Source organism: Labrys okinawensis (genome assembly GCF_002982075.1).
Taxonomy (GTDB): Bacteria; Pseudomonadota; Alphaproteobacteria; order Rhizobiales; family Labraceae; genus Labrys; species Labrys okinawensis_A.
In genome coordinates this window covers 546017-565817 of sequence record NZ_PUEJ01000001.1, presented here as the reverse complement: position 1 = coordinate 565817, position 19801 = coordinate 546017, and the positions used below count along the sequence as shown (strand labels likewise).

16 protein-coding genes are annotated in these 19801 nt (G+C 64.2%); 8 read left to right on the top strand and 8 right to left on the bottom strand.

The window, feature by feature from the left end; genetic code table 11:
• The first annotated feature begins 90 nt into the window (after positions 1-90).
• The 4 genes from C5L14_RS02615 to C5L14_RS02600 all read left to right on the top strand — a co-directional run bounded on the left by C5L14_RS02615 (position 91) and on the right by C5L14_RS02600 (position 6326).
• On the top strand, positions 91-1002 hold the full coding sequence (locus C5L14_RS02615; RefSeq protein ID WP_245443230.1) for a carbohydrate ABC transporter permease: 912 nt from the start codon (positions 91-93) through the stop codon (positions 1000-1002).
• Positions 999-1841: a carbohydrate ABC transporter permease gene (locus tag C5L14_RS02610; RefSeq protein WP_105860446.1), complete on the top strand. Its 843-nt coding sequence runs from the start codon at positions 999-1001 to the stop codon at positions 1839-1841. Before C5L14_RS02615 ends, C5L14_RS02610 begins: the two co-directional genes overlap by 4 nt.
• Before the next feature lie 33 nt (positions 1842-1874).
• Positions 1875-4895, top strand: a complete 3021-nt coding sequence (locus C5L14_RS02605; RefSeq protein WP_105860445.1) for an alpha-mannosidase — start codon at positions 1875-1877, stop codon at positions 4893-4895.
• Positions 4896-5102: 207 nt separating this feature from the next.
• Positions 5103-6326 (top strand): ROK family transcriptional regulator, encoded by a 1224-nt coding sequence (locus tag C5L14_RS02600; RefSeq protein WP_105860444.1) that lies wholly within the window; start codon positions 5103-5105, stop codon positions 6324-6326.
• On the opposite strand, the gene C5L14_RS02595 is transcribed toward C5L14_RS02600, so the two are convergent.
• From C5L14_RS02595 to C5L14_RS02570, 6 genes are all read right to left on the bottom strand, one after another.
• Positions 6259-7413 (bottom strand): ROK family transcriptional regulator, encoded by a 1155-nt coding sequence (locus C5L14_RS02595; protein WP_105860443.1) that lies wholly within the window; start codon positions 7411-7413, stop codon positions 6259-6261. The genes C5L14_RS02600 and C5L14_RS02595 overlap by 68 nt on opposite strands.
• A gap of 176 nt (positions 7414-7589) precedes the next feature.
• The gene (locus tag C5L14_RS02590) at positions 7590-8036 is read right to left on the bottom strand and encodes a GNAT family N-acetyltransferase (RefSeq protein ID WP_210203195.1); all 447 of its coding nucleotides are present in this window, start codon (positions 8034-8036) and stop codon (positions 7590-7592) included.
• Between the two features lie 336 nt (positions 8037-8372).
• Positions 8373-9791: an alpha,alpha-trehalose-phosphate synthase (UDP-forming) gene (gene otsA / locus C5L14_RS02585; RefSeq protein WP_105860442.1), complete on the bottom strand. Its 1419-nt coding sequence runs from the start codon at positions 9789-9791 to the stop codon at positions 8373-8375.
• A gap of 32 nt (positions 9792-9823) precedes the next feature.
• The gene (otsB, locus tag C5L14_RS02580) at positions 9824-10615 is read right to left on the bottom strand and encodes a trehalose-phosphatase (RefSeq protein WP_105860441.1); all 792 of its coding nucleotides are present in this window, start codon (positions 10613-10615) and stop codon (positions 9824-9826) included.
• A 103-nt stretch (positions 10616-10718) separates the two neighbouring features.
• Complete coding sequence (locus C5L14_RS02575; protein WP_146126813.1) at positions 10719-10994, bottom strand: hypothetical protein; 276 nt, start codon at positions 10992-10994, stop codon at positions 10719-10721.
• A gap of 448 nt (positions 10995-11442) precedes the next feature.
• Positions 11443-12423 (bottom strand): helix-turn-helix transcriptional regulator, encoded by a 981-nt coding sequence (locus tag C5L14_RS02570; RefSeq protein ID WP_181160989.1) that lies wholly within the window; start codon positions 12421-12423, stop codon positions 11443-11445.
• Between the two features lie 163 nt (positions 12424-12586).
• Here C5L14_RS02570 and C5L14_RS02565 point away from each other — a divergent pair, with 163 nt between their 5' ends.
• The 3 genes from C5L14_RS02565 (at position 12587) to C5L14_RS02555 (ending at position 15527) form a co-directional block, all read left to right on the top strand.
• Complete coding sequence (locus tag C5L14_RS02565; RefSeq protein ID WP_105860438.1) at positions 12587-13684, top strand: class II histone deacetylase; 1098 nt, start codon at positions 12587-12589, stop codon at positions 13682-13684.
• A 114-nt stretch (positions 13685-13798) separates the two neighbouring features.
• A complete protein-coding gene (locus C5L14_RS02560; RefSeq protein ID WP_105860437.1) occupies positions 13799-14005 on the top strand; it encodes a hypothetical protein in 207 nt (68 codons plus the stop codon).
• 4 nt (positions 14006-14009) lie between these two features.
• The gene (locus C5L14_RS02555; RefSeq protein WP_105860436.1) at positions 14010-15527 is read left to right on the top strand and encodes a sodium:solute symporter family protein; all 1518 of its coding nucleotides are present in this window, start codon (positions 14010-14012) and stop codon (positions 15525-15527) included.
• A 58-nt stretch (positions 15528-15585) separates the two neighbouring features.
• On the opposite strand, the gene C5L14_RS02550 is transcribed toward C5L14_RS02555, so the two are convergent.
• Positions 15586-16935, bottom strand: coding sequence for an MFS transporter (locus C5L14_RS02550; RefSeq protein ID WP_105860435.1), 1350 nt, complete (start codon positions 16933-16935; stop codon positions 15586-15588).
• A gap of 434 nt (positions 16936-17369) precedes the next feature.
• On the opposite strand from C5L14_RS02550, the gene C5L14_RS02545 reads away from it, so the two are divergent.
• Positions 17370-18422, top strand: coding sequence for a LacI family DNA-binding transcriptional regulator (locus C5L14_RS02545; protein WP_105860434.1), 1053 nt, complete (start codon positions 17370-17372; stop codon positions 18420-18422).
• 72 nt (positions 18423-18494) lie between these two features.
• Here C5L14_RS02545 and C5L14_RS02540 read toward each other — a convergent pair whose 3' ends face one another.
• Complete coding sequence (locus C5L14_RS02540) at positions 18495-19772, bottom strand: L-fuconate dehydratase (protein WP_105860433.1); 1278 nt, start codon at positions 19770-19772, stop codon at positions 18495-18497.
• Positions 19773-19801 lie beyond the last annotated feature (29 nt).

Sequence of the window (19801 nt, the reverse complement as noted above, 5' to 3'; positions counted from 1 at the left end):
GCGCTTCTTCAGGATGGCTTCTGAAGCAATCTGCCGCCGTAAACGCAAGAGAGAGACGCCATGTCGACGACCAGGGCAGTCATCGCCGCCATGCCACGCCGCCAGCGCGGGCTCGGCCTGGCCGGGCGCATCGACACCAATCCCTTCGCCTGGCTGGCGCCTGCCGTGCTGCTGCTGGCCGCTTTCTATCTCTACCCGATCATCGACGTCTTCCGCCTGTCCCTGACCAATGCGACGCTGCTCAGTGCCGAGGAGCGCTACACGCTCGATACCCTCTACGCCATGCTCGGCAATGCCGCGCTCGGCGATATCCTCCTCACCACCTTCGTCTTCTGCGCGGCGAGCGTGATCGGCCAGCAGGCGGTCGGCTTCGGCATCGCGCTGGTGGTGGTGCGCGGCGAGCGCCGGCGCCTTCCCGGCATGACCGTGATCCGCACCATCGTGCTGATCGCCTGGGTCATTCCCGGCATCGCCAACGGGCTGATCTGGCAGATGCTGTTCTCGGAGGCGCCTTTCGGCGCCGTCAACAGCGTGCTGCGCCTGATGCATGTCGCACCGGTCGCCTGGCTGTCGGATCCCGCCACCGCCATGATCTCGGCCATCATCTCCAATGTCTGGCGCGGCACGGCCTTTTCGATGATCGTGTTCTATGCCGCGCTCAAGGGCATCGATCCCACGCTCTATGAAGCGGCCAATGTCGACGGCGCCAATGCCTGGCAGAAATTCCGCTTCGTCACCCTGCCGATGATGCGCAGCGCCATCCTGGTCAATTCGATCCTGATCACCATCCAGACGCTGAACACCTTCGACGCCATCATCTCGCTCACCGGCGGCGGGCCGGGCCGGGCGACGGAAGTGCTCTCGCTCTTCACCTACAACACCGTCTTCCGCAATTACGACCTCGCCGGCGGCAGCATGCTGTCCGTGCTGATGCTGGCGATCAGCCTGGCGCTGGCTCTCTTCTACGCCGCCTTCCTGCCGCGCTGGGAGGATCGCACATGAGGGGCGAGCGCCGCGAGAAATGGGGCGATGTCGCCACCTATATACTGGCCGTGCTGATCGCCGCCTTCTTCCTGACGCCGCTGCTCTGGCTGCTGTCGCTGGCGCTGCGCTCGCGCCAGGAAGTCTTTCTCGGCGCCGCCCGCTTCATCCCCAAGCGCCCGACGCTCGCGAACTTCGCGCAGGTGCTGAGCGATCCCACCTTCCTGGTTTACCTGTGGAACGGTCTGAAGCTCTCGGCGCTCGGAGGGCTCGGCTGCCTCGCGGTGGCGGCGCCTGCCGCCTATGCCTTTTCGCGCTTCTGGTTCGCTGGCCGCTCGGCCCTGATGATGGCGATCCTCGCCTTCCAGATGGTCTCGCCTCTGGTCATCCTGGTGCCGCTCTATCGCTATATGAGCGATCTCGGGCTGCTCAACAGCCATTTCGGCGTGATCATGGTCTATATCGCCGTTGGCATTCCCATGTGCACGTGGCTGCTCAAGAGCGCCATCGACGCCATTCCGCGGGAATTGGAGGAGGCGGCCGCCATCGATGGCTGCAGCCGGTTCGGCATCTTCTGGCGTATCACCCTGCCGCTGATCACGCCCGGCATCGCCTCGGCCTTCATCCTGATCATGATCCTCAACTGGTCGCAATTCCTTATCCCCTTCCTGCTGCTCAACAAGGATCCGCAACTGCCGATCTCGGTTGCGATCTTCAATTTCGCCGGCACGTCCAATGCCTCCACCACCCAGGTCCTGGCGGCAGCCTGCCTGGTGGCGGTGGTTCCCGCCATCATCGCTTTCGTGGCGCTGCAGCGCATGGTGGTGGGGGCGCTCACGGCAGGGGCGGTTAAAGGATAGTCCGTAACATATTGTTTTACCTGGGAGTTTAAGATGTCACTCACGATCCAGCAGCGGATCGATCGCCTCAATGTCCGCGTGCTCGAACTCGGCTTCTGGCGCGAGCGCGAGAAGGTTGCCATTGACGGCTGGACCTTCAATGGCGAACCGATCGCCCTCGGCGCCGACTGGCCTCGCCGCGAAGGTGTCGTGCATTTCGCCGCCAAGGCCGAAGTGCCCCCATCCTGGCCGCTGGAGGAGACCCGTCTGATCCTCGATCTCGGCGGCGAGAGCTTGGTCACCTTGAAGGGCGAAGCGGGTCAGAAGAGCTACGGCCACGATCCCTATCACCAGGAATATCCGGTGACGGAGCGGCATTTCTCGATCGAGACGGACAGCGTCGCGCGGCTGCCCTTCGGCGAGCCGGTGCCCGAGCCCCGCCTGGTCGCGGCGCGCCTGGCGCGTATCGAGCCATCCGTGCACCGGCTGCGCCTGCTGCTCAAGCAGGTGGCGGAAGTGGCGCGGCTGCTGGGCGAACATGAGGTGGTGCCTCATCTCGTCGGCGCCGCGGAGCGCAGCTTCGCCGCCCTCGACTGGCCCTCAGCCACGTCAGACTATGTTGCGCGCATGGGCGACTATACCCAGCAGCGCTCGATCTGGCAGTTGCCGGCGCTGAAATCGAACCCCGACGGGCTGCGGCAGGACCACCGCGCCAGCGTGGCCGCGGCCCACGATGCCCTCGTCGCCGAATTGCGCGCGCTCAAGGCCCGCTTCCCCCAGCAGGGCAAGCTCGGCATCACCGGCCACGCCCATATCGATCTCGCCTGGCTCTGGCCCTATGACGAGACCCGCCGCAAGGCCCGGCGCACCTTCCACACCGCCCTGCGCCTGATGGAACAATTCCCGAGCTTCGTCTTCAACCAGTCCACGGCCGCCTATTACGCCCAGATCGAGGAGGACGATCCGGCGCTGTTCGCCGATATCGCCGCAGCGGTGCAAAAGGGCCAATGGGAAACCATCGGCGGCATGTGGGTCGAGCCTGATACCAACATGCCGACCGGCGAGAGCTTCGTACGCCAGATCCTCTACGGCCAGCGCTATTTCCAACACCAGTTTGGCGTGCGGCACCGCGTGTGCTGGCTGCCGGATTGCTTCGGCTTCTCACCGGCCCTGCCGCAATTGCTCAGGCAGGGCGGCATGGATTCCTTCTTCACCATCAAGGTGAACTGGTCGGAGACCAACCGCTTCCCGCACGACCTGTTCTTCTGGGAGGGCCTCGACGGCAGCCGGGTGATCGCCCACACCTTCGACAATCCGCTGCATGGCTATAATGGCTCGACCGAACCGGCAGCCATCATCCCGACCTGGAAGAATTTCCGCCGCAAGGATATCCATGACGAAAGCCTGCTCGCGGTCGGTTATGGCGATGGCGGTGGCGGCACCACGCCCGAAATGCTGGAACGCCAGGCCCAGCTCGCCGATTTCCCCGCGGTCCCGGCGCTCAGTCCGGTTCGGGTCGAGGATTTCTACGCCCGTATACATGACAATGTCCCCGCGGAGAAAATTCCCGTCTGGTCGGGCGAAATCTATCTGGAACTGCACCGGGCCACGCTGACCACGCAAAGCCACACCAAAAGGCTTCACCGCCACGCCGAGCGGGCGCTGATCACGGCCGAGACCGTCGCCTCGCTGGCGGCGCTGCTCGGCGGGCCGCTGCCCGACAGCCTGGAGCCGGCCTGGCGCAAGGTGCTCAAGAACGAGTTCCACGACATCCTGCCGGGTTCGGGCATCCGCGAGATCTATGAGGATGCCGAACGCGAACTCGGCGAGGCGCTGGCGACGGGTCGCGAGGCCCAGAAGGCCGGCCTCGCTGCCGTGGCGGCCCAGTTGCCGAAGGGCGGATCGGCCGAGGTGCTGGTCGCGGTCAATCCTGATCTCCATGCGCGGCCCATCCGCTGCGAAATCGACGGCGCTCCCTTTGCACCGGAGGGAACGGTGCCTGCGCTCGGCATCGCCGTGCTCGACCGCGCCGGGCTGGCGCCAGCCGAGGGCCTCGCGGTTTCGAAGGCGAGCCTCGAAAACCGCTTCGTGCGGGCCGTCCTCAATGGCGACGGCACGCTGGCCAGCCTTTACGACAAGCGCGCCGGGCGCGAGGCGCTGGCCGGCCGTGGCAACCAGCTCTGGGCCTATGCCATGGACAAGCCCCGGAACTGGGACGCCTGGGACATCGAGGACGACTATGCCGCCAATGGCCAGGAGCTGACGGCAGTGGAGGCGATCGAGGTGGTCGAGACCGGCCCGCATCGCGTTGCGGTGAGGATCGTCAGGCGTTTCCGCGACTCCACCATCACCCAGACGCTGCGGCTCTGGGCGAACTCGCCGCGTCTGGAGATCAGGACCGATCTCGACTGGCATGACCGACGCGTGCTGCTCAGAACCCTGACGCCGGTGGCGGTGCGCTCGGACTACGCCACCTTCGAATGCGCCTTCGGCGCCGTCAGCCGCTCGACCCGCGACAACACCTCCTGGGAGAGCGCCCAATATGAGGTGCCGGCCCATCGCTTTGCCGATCTGTCGGAGCCCGGTTTCGGCGTCGCCATCCTGAACGACGCCAAATATGGCCACAGCGTCAAAGGCAATGTGCTCGGGCTGAGCCTGGTGCGTGCGCCAATCTATCCCGATCCGCTGGCCGATGAAGGCGAGCAGAGCTTCACCTATGCGCTGCTTCCGCATGCAGGCAGTTGGTACGAGGGCGGCGTGCGCGAGGAGGCGCTCGATCTGAACCAGCCGGTGCTGGCGCTCGCCGCCACCGGCCTGCTGCCCGGATCGCACCAGCCGCTTGCCATCGAGGGCATCGCGGCCGGGCTCGGTGGCCTCAAGCGGGCGGAGGAGGGTGGGGGGCTCGTCCTGCGCGTCTACGAGCCCGCCGGCGCTCGTGGCTCCCTCACCATCAAACCGGCCACGGGCTGGAGGCTCGGCGAGACCGTCAATATCCTCGAAGAGCCGGTGTCGCGTGCCGATGGTCCGGACCTCAAACCTTTCGAGGTGCGCAGCTGGATGCTGAGGAAAGGTTGAGGCCGGGGGCGCGGACGTCTCGTCCGCTCTTCCCTTCAAGCGCGGCGCTTACAGGAGCGGACGTCGCGACATGCGAGCACGGTGCTGTGACGTCCGCCTACCGGGGAAGGACTTTCGCCGACCTCGGGATTGATCGCGCCGCGATTGACAAAACGGTGAGCCGCACGCCTTGATCGAGAAAAAGGCAGCGTCATCGACCTGGATATCATGAAGTCATCCCACCTGCCGGGCGAACTCGCCGGCTCCAATTCCGGTCATGCCGCCAGCCACAACCAGGCCGTGATCCTACGCACCATTCGCTGGAGCCAGCCGATTTCGCGCACGGAACTGGCGCGCCGCTCCGGCCTCAGCAAGCAGGCCGTCGCCCGCATCACCGAAAAGCTGCTCGACGACGGGCTGATCATCGAGGCACGCCGGCGCTACGGCATGCGCGGGCAGCCGGCGATCGAACTCGAGATCAATCCGGAAGGCTGTTTCTCCGTGGGTATCGGCCTTGGACGCGACCATCTCACCATCGTTGCCGTCGATGCGCTCGGCAGGGTGCGCGACCGGCTGCATCGGGAGGTGCGCTATCTCTTACCCGATGCCTTCTTCGCCGAGGTGAAGGAAGCCCTGAAGACCTTCCGCCGCCGCCACGCCATCGACGAGAACCGGCTGGTCGGCATCGGCCTCGCCATTCCCGACCTCCTCGGCGAGATTCCCTTCATCGGCATGCCCGAGGCCTACTCCATCTGGGAAGAGACGGACATCCGCGCCCGCTTCGCCGCTTTCACCGAACAGCCCGTCTTCATCGACAATGATGCGACGGCCGCGGCGATCGGCGAGCTCACCTATGGGCTCGGCGTGGAGATCCGCAGCTTTTTCTACATCTTCATCGGTGCGGGGCTCGGCGGCGGCATCGTGCTCGACGGCGCCTGCTATCACGGATCGAGCGGCATCAGCGGGGAAATCGGCTGGCTGCCTTTGTCGCCGGCGGGCGGACGGGAAGGTGACGGCGTCCAGCCGCTCGGCCAGCTCGTTTCGCTGCTGCAGCTCTACGACTTTCTGGCCCGGCACGGCATCGCCGTCGCGCAGCCGCAGCAATTGCTGGCTCTCGACGAGCGCGGCAAGGATCTGGTGGTGATCTGGCTGCGCATGGCGGCCCGGTATCTGGCGGAGGCGGCCATCGATATCGGCCTCTTGATCAATCCCGATGCAGTGCTGATCGGAGGCCGCTTGCCGGTGACCTTGATGGACAAGCTCCTGCTCTTCGTTCACGAAGAACTCGCCCGCGACCCCAGGCCGATGCCGCCGGTCTATCGCGCCGGTGGCTCGGAAGATGCCGCGGCGCTCGGAGCGGCCACCATGCCGCTGGCGCATGCCCTCAGGCTGGAAGCGGCCGATCCGGCGCAGCGGACGCGCTCACCGTTGCGTGCCCGCGATCTTCGCTGACATTCCGGCGCAACTGGAAGGTCCGGCGCAGGTCCGGTAGCAGGATATCGAGGAAGGGGATTGCCGCGATTCCCTGTGCCACGCCCTGCTCGGACAGCGTGCTGCAACGGATTTCCGGCAGCCAGAAGGGGTGCGTCGGATCGATCATCCGGCTTCGGCGCAGCACCTGCAGCCGCGCGGCCAGCGCTTCCAGAAGAGGCGTCGGCAATCGGCCGCCCACCACGATCAGGCGCGGACCAATAAAGGCGGCCATGGCGATGATCATGTCGGTGAGATGTTCGGCGGCCTCGTCGAGCCATCGCTGCACGGCGGGATTTGACACATCGTGGCTGGCCAGGCGGCTGGTCGCCGCCACCTCGTCGAGATAACGCCCGTCGCGGCCCGTCCGCATCAGTCCGACCAGTCCGGCCTTGTGCTCGGCGCCGTCGAACACCGTACCGCCAATGATCATGCTGGCGCGTACGGTGGCACCGAGCAGGATGAAGACGAAACTGTCATCGGCCGTCGCGGCGCCGAATTGCCTCTCCCCGATCGCCGCGGCGACCGTGTCCCGTTCGATGATGACCCGGTAGGGCGCGAGCGCGGCCCGGATCGTTTCGGCAGGATCTCCTGCCGTCAGCCCGATGCCGAACAACCGACTGCCCGGCGCCGCCGCCGAGAGCTGGGAGATTGCCGGCCGGATCCAGGCGGCGATCTCGGCCGGCTCGTCGATCGAGGCCGGTGCCTCCTCGGTAAAGAGCGGCGTACCCGCCAGGTCGGTGGCGATCAGCCTCGCCCGTTCGCCGGCGAGATCGACCCCGATCGACACGGCGCTGCCCCGGCGAATCGCGAAACGGTTCGAGCGTGCCGAACTATGGGCTTCGATCAGCCCTTCGCCGGTCAGGCGGCGCAGGATGTTGGCGATGCCCGGCACGGTCAGGCCGGTGACATGGGCGAGTTCGAGCCGCGTCATCGCCCCGCCGCGCCGCAGGGCTTCCAGGGTGACGCGCAGATTGTGATCGGCTGCCTGCACCAGATTGAGGCCCGAGGCCTGGTCCCGCCTTTCGGGAAAACGCGCGGGAAGCGGGGGGCTGCGATCGATCGGCATGATCTCTTATTGGGTGGCGCGATACGGAAGCGACCACGATAGCCCATTGGCGCTCGCCGGTGCAGGTCTCGCGTAAACCATCCGCAAAAGCCATGCCGCGATAGTTGCCGAGTCTCGGCGCGATCGTCACGTGCCGAACGCTTTGCTCGGCCGAGTTGGAAGGAAGAGAGGCGCCGTCAACGAGGCCCGGGACTGCGGATGAACAGCCAGGAGCCGAGCCCATCGGCTCCGCCGGGCTGGCCGTCTTCGAGCCAGCCGCATTTGCGATAGAAGTTTCGCGCTGCCTGGTTCAGCGTCTGGCACTTCAGCGACAACGCCGGACCGTATCGCTTCATGGCCTCGCCGAGCAAGGCGGCCCCGATGCCGCGACCAGCAAGGTCGGGATCGACATAGAGATGATGCAGGAAATTTTCCGGCGTGTAGATGGCGGCAAAGCCGGCGACCTGGTTGCGTGTCTCGGCCACCACTATCCGTTCGTCCTTCGTGACCTCATCGAAACCGGGTCCGTCGAACACGGGCCACTCCGCCCAATAGAAGGCCAGGCGCCCGGCTTTGGACAGGATTCGGGCGCAAGGCTCACGATCGTCCGGGTTGAAATCGCGGATCAGGACGTCGATCGGCACATAACCCTCCCGTCCGGGGCGACCATCGGGCGCGAGCCGCCCTCGCCAACCCTGGAGCAGGTATTTTCGAGCGCGCTCCTACACTTGTCCCGGGCGTCTTCGCGATTCCCACCGATTCCGTCAAACCCCAATCGTCTCAGGACAAGGGCGGTCTTATTCGACGTCGAACTACACGCCCTGGCGGGCGGCAGTGCGGCCGTAATTCAAGTCTCGCCGGGACATGGAGAGAGGGGAGCATCGTTGCTCCCCTGACCGTCCAGAACAAGATCATGGCCCGGTCGCGGTATCTCATATGGAAATTGCCGTATTTCCTGAAATTTACGGTCCACGCCGCGTTCAGGCGCTCGCCTTGGTCACGATCGGTACCGCCTGGATCTGCTTGTGTTGCGTCAGATCATTGAGGAAGGCATCGCACCAGTGCGAAACGTCATGGTGAAGCAGGAAGTTCATCATGTTCTGCCAGCGCTCGCGCCGCTCCTGCAGCGACATACTCAAGGCGCGAGCGATCGCGTTGGCTGTTCCTTCGGTGTCATAGGGATTGACCAGGACTGCTCCGTCGAGTTCGCGGGCAGCCCCGGCAAAGCGCGACAGCACGAGCACGCCGGGGTTGTCGGGATCCTGGGCAGCGATGAATTCCTTGGCGACCAGGTTCATACCGTCACGCAGCGGCGTAACCAGGCCGACCCTGGCGATCCGGTAGAGGCCCGCCAATATGTGTCGCCCGACCGAACGGTTGACATAGCGGATGGGGACCCAGTCGAGCGTGCCCATGGCCCCGTTAACGCGCCCGGCCTCCTCGGCTACCATTTTCTGCATCGTCTCGTATTCCGGCACCTCGGAACGGGATTTCGGGGTGATCTGCAGATAGGTGACCTTGTTGTGATAGCCCGGATACGCGCGCAGGAAACGCTCGAAGGCGTCGATGCGCTGCGTCAGGCCCTTGGAATAATCCAGCCTGTCCACGCCGATGATGAGATCGCGGCTTTCAACGCTCTGGCGTGCCTTGCGCACGGCGCTGTTGCTGATCGCCACCTGCGCCATCTGGGCAAAGGACTTGGTTTCGATACCGATGCCATGCACGGCGGCCTTGAAATGCTGGCCGTGATATTCGAAGCGACCGGCCCCTAGTTTCCTGGCAATGCCTTCCCGGGCGAGATAGCCCGCAAAATTGTCGAGATCGTAGTCGGTCTGGAAGCCGATCAGATCATAGTGGGACAGGCCCCGGATGATCTCCTCATGCATGGGCATGGCGGCGATCACATCCGAAGGAGGCCAGGGAATATGCAGGAAGAAGCCGATGGTATTCTTGATGCCCATCTGCCGCAATTCGAAGGCGAGGGGGATCAGGTGATAGTCATGCACCCACAGGATGTCGTCCGGCTGGATCAAGGGCGCCAGACGATGGGCGAACAGGCGATTGACGCGAAAATACCCCGCCATTTCCTTGCGGCCATATTCGGCGAGATCGAGGCGGTAGTGACAGATCGGCCAGAGCACCCGATTGGCGAAGCCGTGATAATATTCCTCGACGTCGGTCTCGGTCAGGTCGGTCAGCACATAGGAGATGTTGCCCTGTTGCTGGAACCGGGGGGGAGGGGGCTCGGCACCAGGGCTGGATTTTCCGGACCATCCGAACCAGATGCCGCCGCGCTCTTGCAGGGCGGCGTTCAGGGCAACCGCCAAGCCGCCGGCGGGAGCGTCGCCGCTGCGGGCGGGGACGGGAACTCGATTGGAAATGACGACAAGTCGACCCATGGTAACTTTCGAATATTGATGATTGAATCGAATTAGGCCGCAACGCGGGCGATCAGGTCCCGCAAAGCTGCTGGCGATGATATGAACGCGCGAGCGCGTGTTTGGGTCCCTGCCGATCCGATACGGATCGACTGGCCGCCGAGGCTGTTGACGGTCTCGAACATAGCCTCGTCGGTGAGATCGTCGCCGATCGCCAGGGGAACCCTGCCTTTGAACGGTGGCTCCTGCAGGAAGGCTTCCAGCGCCTTGCCCTTGCTGGCGCGGGCGGGGCGCAACTCGACCACCATCTTCCCGTGCTGAAGCGTCCAGTCGGGCGCGCTAGGAGCAAAGCGCGACATCAGCGCTTCGACGTCGGCCTTGCGATCGGCTGCCAGGCGGTAATGTATTCCTACTGCGGCGCCCTTGTCCTCGAACACGACGCCGGGCCATGCTCCGGCCTCCTCGGCGATGTCGCGCTTGAGCTGCTCGAAAGACGCAGGGACGACGAGGCTGTCCACCGCGCCGGATGCGTCACGCCGTTCGGCACCATGCAGGCCCGCAATGGGGAAAAGATGAGGGGCGAACAATTCATCGGCGAGCACGATATTGCGGCCGGTGACCAGCGCCATGGCACCGCCCAGATGCCGTGAAAGAGCCGCGAGGTCTTCCGGCAGGGTCGGCGGCACGAAGATCGACAGCGGGGTCGCGGCAAGATCGATCAGCGTGCCATCGATATCCAGGAAAATCGCCCATTTGTCGGGCTCAGATAAGGCTGACGCAAAGACCGTCTCACCAGCCGAGGGCGAAGTGCCAGGGCTGTCCTGACTGTTTCTTTCCTCATACATAGCCCCTTAGGTAGGCGCGGAGCGCGGCCAGGGCAAGGAAAAAAGCCTTGGGCGAGACAGAGAAACGCAGGCCCATCGTAGCCGTGACGGCAGGGAGCCGGGCTCATTTTCGTCGAACGTAGCGCTCCAGCACGACTGCCGGCAGATATCCCTCATGCTGAACCTGGCTCCAGGGCATATGACGGAAGGACTTGCCCTGAGGCCTGACAAAGCCGTCGAACAGAGCACCGGCGCAATCGGGCCCTGTATTCGGATTACCGATGGTAACCAAGGCCTTCGGGTCCCGTTCGCGCAGCAGATCGATGAGATCGGCCACAGTCATAGGTTCCGGCAAAACCGGCATTTTCTTCCCCTTCCCAGCCAAGAATGTGCGGGACATTCGAGGCGCCCCTCGGAGGGTGTATTAAGATACCTCCGAACGCCGAGATGCAACTACGCCGATACATGGCCTACCAAAAAGCCCGATGCAACTGGGATATCCTTCAGACGCTCTGCCCGAAAGGGAAAGCGTGGCGTCGAATTTTCTCCCATCATCTTGGCAAACAAAGAGAAAGTACCGTTTCGTCACCTCAGATGCCTCTGTTCCGCACAGTCTTCTTGGAACAGGGCGCCGAGCGCGGGCGGCGGTTATATAAAACTACAAGGTTTTATTGTACCTTTTTTCAATCGAATCAAATTCGAGGCCCATGGCCTAGGCATAAAGAAGGCGATTTGCTTGAAAGCAGGGCGCCCGGGAGGGGCGCGATACGATGGGGCGGCTGCCAATTCAACCATGGTTTCGCCATGTCACCGGCGAGAATGGCCGAGATCCCTTATCATGCCTGCGCTCAGCGCAACACCGTACTGGCTAGCTCCGCCCGCGACCGGATGCCGAGCTTGTCATAGATGGCCTGGGTCTGGTTGCGGATGGTGGCCGGCGCACTGCCCAGCATCTGCGCCGCCTGCTTGTGGGTAGCCCCGGTGGCGAGGAGGTGCGCGACCTCGCGCTCGCGCGGGGAGAGCCGGTCGAGCTTGGACAGCAAGGTAAATTCCAGCCTGACCAGGTTTGACTGCCGGCCTGCTTCGTTGTGCTTGCGACAGTTCACCGCCACCCCTTCGCGCTCGAACAGATGGATGCCGGGTTGCAAAGCGGCCTGCCGGAGCGGCCGCGGCAGGCGATCGCCTTTCCAGCCGGGCCAGATGGTCCTGAGAAAGCCTTGAGACCGATCCAGGCCGAGATGGGCGAAGCCGGCTTCGTCGACCACCAGCGTCGCCCGTTCGCCTGGCCCGTCTGCATTGCGCCGTTCGAATGCCGCCTGCAACGCCAGGAACAGGTGGTCCACCGCGCATTGCAGGAGCTGCAGATCTTCCCCGTCCCAATGCGGGTCATGGTGGCGGGTACGGTAGACCGAGACGAAGAACGTGGTGGCAGCTCCCGGCCGATTGTGAATGGCGGAGGCCCATTTGCGGATGCCATAGCGCTCCGACAACTCGGCCATCTCGTCAGTTTGCCGGGGCTGCCCGCGATCATAGATGCAGACCCTGCCGCGATCACGGCGCAAGGCCGTGGCGACCAGATCCTGACTGGCCATGGTCGACCAGAACGGGGCGAAGCCCTCCGGCAGGCCGAGCGTGGAGGAGGCCGGGACGGTCGTGCGATCATCCAGGAAGCGGGCCCAGCCATACCACGCGCAGTCGAAGCCAAGGAGGGGGCGCAAGAGTTCGAGGGCGTGGGCCGCCAGATCGAGATCCGCATCCTGGTCGACGCGCCGGCCGGCCTGGTGAAGATCGGCCACGAATTGCGAGAACATGGACAGTTTGGAGGTCACATGCACCGGCCCCGGATGGAGGATTATGTATTTTCGATGATAGTAGCCGTGGACGAAGCTCGTCACAAGGTTGCTCCCCCGCGTCCATAGTGCATCTGCACCATTCCCGCCTTGTTTGCATGCGCTAGCCTGCCGGAAAACCTGCAGATGAGGGAGAACTGGGATGACCACGGGATGGGTGTGGCATGAGCGTTTCGGCTGGCACGACACCGGCACGGCGGCCGGCTTCCTGAAAGGGGAGTTCATCCAGCCCCTGCAGCACGTCGAGTCACCGGAATCCAAGGCCCGTTTCGCTTCGCTGGTGGAAGTCTCCGGCATCGCCAAGGCCCTGAAGCGCATCGAGATCACCAAGGCGAGCGACGAGGACATTCTGCGGGTCCACACCAGCGAGCATCTCGACAAGATGAAGGCGCTCAGTGCCGACATTCGGGGCGGCGACATGGGTGACGGCGTTTCGCCCTTCGGTTTTGCCGGCGTCGATCTCGCCTGCCTGGCGGCCGGCGGCACCATCAGTGCGCTGCGTGCGGTGGTCGAGGGCGAGGTGGCCAATGCCTATGCGCTGGTGCGCCCGCCCGGCCATCATGCCCGCCCGGAAAAGGGCATGGGCTTTTGCATGTTCGCCAATGTCGCCGTGGCGATCGCCCATGCGCGGGCCAGGCTCGGCATCGAGCGGGTGGCGGTGGTCGATTGGGACGTGCACCATGGCAACGGCACCGAAGCCTGCTTCGAGGCAGATCCGAACATTCTCACCATCTCGCTGCACCAGGATGGCAACTTCCCGCCCGACACGGGCAAGGTCGCCGATCGCGGCGTCGGCCCCGGCAAGGGCTCGGCGATCAACATTCCGCTGCCGGCGGGCTCGGGGGAGGGGGCCTATCTCGATGCATTCGACCGGGTGGTGCTGCCGGCGATCGCGCGCTTCAAGCCCGATGTCATCATGGTGGCGAGCGGCTTCGATTCATCCAATGCCGATCCGCTCGGCCGCATGCTGCTGGTTTCAGGCTCCTATCGCCGGATGACCCGCCGGTTGATGGACCTGGCGGCGTCGCTCTGCGGGGGCCGGCTGGTGATCAGCCATGAGGGCGGCTATTCGCCTTTCTATGTGCCTTTCTGCGGTCTGGCCGTGGTGGAAACGCTCAGCGGCGTCGCGACGGGCGTCGAGGACCCTTACGAGAGGTTCTGGAAGGACCTGCCCGGGCAGGAGTTGCAGCCGCATCAAAGGGCATTGGTCGACGCGGTGGTACAGGCCTGCGGCCTATGATCTCTCGCCGCACCGATCCGAAGAACAACAAGAATGGCGCGTGTCGGGACCTCGTGCGGGGTTTCGGCGAGGCGCCGCCCAGCCAGCAGGAGAATCTCGAGATGGGAGGACGAAATGGAGAGGCAAGCGACTGACTTTGGCCGGATCCGCCGCCTTTTGCTGTGGCTCAACCTCATCATCATGCTGTTTCCGCCGATCCACCTGGCGATGGCACGCGGCAGCATCGGCTTGGCGATGCTCTTCTTCATGGGCAGTGGCCTCTTCCTGGTCGTCAGCCTGACCTATCTGCACCGGGCGAGCCCGGACCGGGACGAGGAGTAGGGCCATGGACTTCCTGATCGGCTACGGGCTGCTGGCCCTGTTCTTCATCGGTGTGGTGGTGGTGCTCGAGCGCACCCGCCGGGAGGGCCGGGACTTTACCGACTATGCGGTGGCGGGCCGCTCCTTCGGTTCCTGGTTCCAGACCATGGCTTTCCTCAACACCTGGCTGCCGGGGACGATCTTCATCGCCTTCGCCGGTCTCTCCGCATCGGCCGGGGTGATCGGCTATTATGTGATCTCCTATTCGCTGCTGGCCGTATTGTTCATGTTCCTGATGGCGCAGCGCGTATTCGACTGGGGCAAGGCCTTCAACCTGCGGACCCAGGCCGATTTCGTCGGCATGCGCTACAATTCCACCAGCGTGCGCGTGATCGCCGCCGTGATTGGCGTGATCTCGGCCTTTCCCTGGCTGGTACTGGCTTTCCAGTCGCTAGGCCTCGTCTTCTCCTATCTGTCCTTCGGTGCCGTCACGCCGACGGTGGCGGTGTTCATCGGCATCGCGGTGCTGGCGGTGCGACAGATCTGGACGGTGCGGCTCGGTATGCGCGGCATCGTGATCTCGGACATGATCCAAGGCATCTTCGCCTATGGAGTCGGCGGGCTAGTGGCGCTTGGCCTGATCATCTGGCTGATGTCGCAGGGCTTCGGCTTTGGCGGCTTGCCGGAGAGCTTTGCCAGCCTGCCCGGCCTCAACAGCGATCTCGGACCGCTCTATTATTTCTCACTGGTGTTTACCGGGGCGATGGGCTCGTGGTGCTGGCCCGATATCTTCGTGCGCCTGTTCACGGCGAGGAGCGCCCAGGCGGTGCGCAATTCCGCCCTCAAGGCGGCGCCGTTCATGTTCGTGTTCCTCGCGATCATGCTGACCATGAGCATGCTGGCCTCTCAGCTTCCGGAGGTCGCGAAGGCGCCCGACAATGTCTGGTTCCTGACGGCCGGGCATGGCGGCCCGTTCGTGCTGGCGCTGGCGGGCGTGGCCGTGTTCGCCGCCACCGTCGGGAATGTGAACGCCATCACGGCCGCCGTCGGCACCCATACCGCCCAGGACATCATCCATGTCGGCGGTGCGGACGAAGCCACCAACACCCGCACCGCCCGCATCACCATCATCCTCGCCACGTTGCTGGCGGTGGCGGGGGCGGTGGCGACCGCCAATGTCACGGCCGGCCTGCTCACCTTGGCGCTCGCCTCCTACCAGGGCATCGTGCAGCTCGCCCCGGCACTCTATCTCGGCATCTTCTGGCGCCGGGGCAATGCGGCGGGTGCCGCCAGCGGCATGATCGCCGGTTTCGCAGTGGCCGTGGTGCTGCAGTTCCTCTATCCCGTCGCCATTCCAGCCTTGGCCGGGATGACCTCGGGCGTGGTCGGCCTGATCGTCAACACGCTCGTCTATGTCGCGCTGTCCTATGCCTTGCCGCAGGACGAGGCAGAGCGTCGGCGCATCGGTCAGCTCTTCGACGGCGTGGAGGAGGAGGCGGGCGACGACTTGCCCGCCGGCGAAACGCAGGCGCGGCCGATCTGATGAACCCGGTATCCCGCGCCGCATATTTGCGGCGCGGGGGCTTCACAATGCGGTCTACTCAGCGTTCCGTGCTGGCGGGCAGGGGAAGCGGCTCGGCCTTGCCCACGATGAAGGCATAGGAGAAGGCGCCCAGAACGGCAAAGCCGGCGGCCAGGGCGAAGGCCGGCGTATAGTCACCCTTGAACATGTCGAGCAGGAAGCCGAACATGAAGGGGCTGATGATGCCGGCAATGTTGGAGGCGAAATTCTGGATGCCGCCGATCGAGGCGACATGGCGCGAGCTCGGTGCCACGTCGGCGGGCAGGGACCAGATCCCGGTCGCGGCGATGGCCAGGCTGGAATAGGAGACCGCCAGGAAGAACAGGGCGAGATAGATGGACGAGGCGAAGGCGGCAGGCAGGATGGCCGCCCCGCCCAGCAGGCCGCCGACCATCACGACTTTGCGCACCTTGGTGACGTTGGCGCCATGACGGATCAAATGATCGGCATAGGCGCCGGCGATCCAGGCCGTTGCCACTGCGGCAAGGCCGGGCAGCATGCCAAGGGTACCCAGTTCCTTCAGATTGAGGCCGCGGGCATTCTTCAGATAGTCGGGAAACCAGGTCAGGAAGAAGTAGATCACGAAGTTGAGGCAGAAAAAGCCCAGCATCATGCCCCAGACCGTGCGATAGCCGAACAGTTGCGACCAACGGATCTTGGCGGCCTCGCTGTCGTCATTGGCCTCGGTGCGCCCGCCATTGTCGGCGATGTACTGGCGCTCCAGCTCGTTGGCACCCGGGTGATCGACGGGATCGCGATAGTACCAGTACCAGACAAGCGCCCAGACGATGCCCAGCGCACCGAGGATCACGAAAGAATAATGCCAGGTCGCCACCAGGAGAAGGCTTGTGACGATGGGCAGCGAAAGCACGGTACCGACCCGAGAGCCTGAATCGATCACGGCGGTGGAGAGGGCGCGCTCGCCCACGGGGAACCAGCGCGAGGCCGCCTTGGTGGCCGCCGGATAGGCCGGCGCTTCGCCGGCACCCAGCAAGAAGCGGAAACCGAAAAACCCCCAGAAGCCGCGGGCGAGGGGGGTGAGCGCCGTGAAGATCGACCACCAGATCGCGGCGATGGTGAAGGCCCGGCGCGAGCCCACCTTGTCGGTGAACCAGCCGGCGATCAGCATCATGCCATCATAGGCCCAGAAGAAGGCGCCTAGGATCAGTCCCTTTTCGGTATTGGTGAGATTGAGGCCGAGATCGGCGTCGATATAGGGCAGTGCCACGCTCATATTGGCGCGGTCGAGATAGTTGATGACAAGGCCGACGAAACACAGCGCCAGGATGATGTAGCGGGTGCGGGAGGCGCCGGCAGGCGCTTTCTGGTTGCCGCCCTGTGCAGGGGGCCGAGCGGGTGTCGTATGCAAGATCGGGGTCCTCCTCCCGTGGGCGTTTGTTCGTGCTTCCGTCACGGCCTTCTGAGTGGCCGCAGTGCATTCCGGTGGCGGCCCGCGCAGCCGGCGAGCGCAGATGGGGCGAGTTTGGCTGATGATGTCAGCGTGAACCTACGGTCGCCCTGGAGAGATCGCGGTGGTCTTGACGAGCATGAGAGATGATCGCGCTACAAGGCGCGTGAAGTGCTGAAGGGCCGTGCCGTCGTTATCGACGGGGTGGGCGCCGGTCGCCTTGGCCATATTGCCTGCGGGTGACGAACGGCCGGAGCCGCAGAGGCCCTTGACCAGCCCAAATGCCGGCTTTGCCACATTTTCCTCCCGTCCCATCTTTGTCGCGACTCTTATTGATTGCGCAATCATTTTGCAAGTTCTATCTTTCGGAGGGAAACACCATCAGGGCCGCCCAAATGAAAAAAGCCAAGAAAAGGCTAGGGAAAAAACGCATAACACTGGTCGAGATCGCCAGCGCTGCCGAGGTTAGCGCTATCACAGTGTCGCGTGCTCTCCGTAACCCGCAGTCGGTTTCGCAGGAGCTGAGGCAGCGCATCCAGCAAATCGTCGACGATATGGGATATGTCCCCGACGCCGCGGCGAGCGCATTGGCGTCGGCCCGGACGAATGTCATAGGCGTGCTCATTCCTTCGGTGACGAACAACGTTTTCGCGGATGTGATGCGCGGCATCTATGCGGAAGCAGAGGCTTCCGCCTTTCGAGTGCAGCTCGGCAACACCCGCTATTCCCTGATCGAGGAGGAGAGGCTGCTTCGCGTATTTCTCAGCCAGCGCCCGGCGGGCCTGATCGTGGCCGGCGTCGATCAATCGGAGTCGGCGCGTGCCCAGCTCCTGCAGGCCGAGTGCCCGATCGTCCAGATCATGGAGGTTGGCCACGATCCCGTTGATATGATGGTCGGCTTTTCGCACCATCGCGCTGCCTTCGCTGCCACGAGGCATCTGGTCGAGCGCGGCTATCGGCGGATCGCTTTTCTGGGCGCGCGCATGGATCCACGCACGCAGAGGCGGCTCCAGGGCTTCGTCCAAGCTCTGGAGGAGGCTGAAATGCTCGATGAGAAGCTCATCGTTACGACACCTCGGGCTTCTACCGTGTCGCTGGGCTGCGAGCTGATGTCCGAATTGCTGGCGCGGGCTCCCGATGCCGATGCCGTGTTCTGCAACAATGACGACCTTGCCGTCGGCGTGCTCTTCGAAGCCCAGCGCCGCCGTATCGCCGTCCCACATCAGTTCGGCATTTGCGGCTTCAACGATCTGGAAATCATGGCTGTCGCGAATCCCGCCCTCACCAGTGTCAGGACCCATCGTGAAGAGATGGGGCGAAAAGCCATGCGGATGCTGATCGACAGGATTGGTGGAAAGCATATCGAACCGCGGCTGATCGATCTGGGTTACGAGCTGGTCGCGCGGGAGAGCACGGCGCGCAATGCGGGCGCACCGGCTCCTGTCTGAGGATATCGGTCGGCGGCGATGCTCCAGGCCAAACACATCCGGAAGACCGGCCGGCGCCGTGCCTTCCATGCATCAGCCGGCAAAGCGATAGTCTGTCAGGGAAGCCGGCTTCATCTCGATCGAAAAGCCCGGGGCGAGGGGCGGCATATAGGCGGCATTGCGCACGACGCAGGGCGTCTTGAAGTGTTCATGCAGGTGGTCGACATATTCGATCACCCGGCCTTCGCGCGTGCCGGATACGCAGACGAAATCGATCATCGACAGATGCTGGACATATTCGCACAGGCCGACACCGCCGGCATGCGGGCAAACGGGCAGGCCATATTTGGCGGCCATCAGCAGGATCGCCAGGATTTCGTTGACCCCGCCCAGGCGACAGGCATCGATCTGCACCACGTCGATGGCGCCGCGCATGATGAACTGCTTGAACAGGATGCGGTTCTGGCACATCTCGCCGGTGGCGACCTTGACCGGGGCGACGCCCTCGCGGATCTTGCGATGGCCTTCGACGTCGTCCGGGCTGGTGGGTTCCTCGATGAACCAGGGTTTGGCGAAGGCGAGCTGCCGCACGCTGTCGATCGCCTGGTCGACTTCCCAGACCTGGTTGGCGTCGATCATCAGCTGGCGGTCCGGACCGATCACCTCTCGGGCGATGCGCAGGCGGCGGATGTCGTGCTCGATGTCGCGCCCGACCTTGAGCTTGACGTGGTTGAAACCGGCATCGACCGCTTCCTGGCACAGCCGCCGCAGCTTGTCGTCGTCATAGCCGAGCCAGCCGGCCGACGTGGTGTAGCAGGGGTAGCCCTCGCGCTCGAGAAGAGCAATGCGCTCGGCCTTTCCGGCTTCCTTCTCGCGCAGCAAGGCGAGCGCCTCGTCCCGAGTGATGCAGTCGGTCAGGTAGCGAAAATCGATGGCGCGCACGAATTCCTCGGGCGACATGTCGGCGACCAGCCGCCAGACCGGCTTGCCGGCCATTTTCGCGAGCAGGTCCCAGACCGCATTGACCACCGCGCCGGTGGCCAGATGAATGGCGCCCTTGTCCGGCCCGATCCAGCGCAGTTGGCTGTCCGAGGTAACATGTCGCCAGAAGGCGCCGAGATCGGCCTGGACCTCCTCCAGGGACAGCCCGACGACGAGGTGGCGCATCGCTTTGATCGCGGCACAGCAGATCTCGTTGCCGCGGCCGATGGTGAAGGTTAGCCCGTGTCCTTCCAGACCCGGCCGATCACTCTTCAGGATGACATAGGCGGCCGAATAATCGGGATCGGGATTCATCGCATCCGACCCGTCGAGCTGCTGGGAGGTCGGAAAACGCAGGTCGATCACTTCGATGTCGACGATCTCGGTCATTGCGTGTCCTCCAGCTGGATGATGATCGC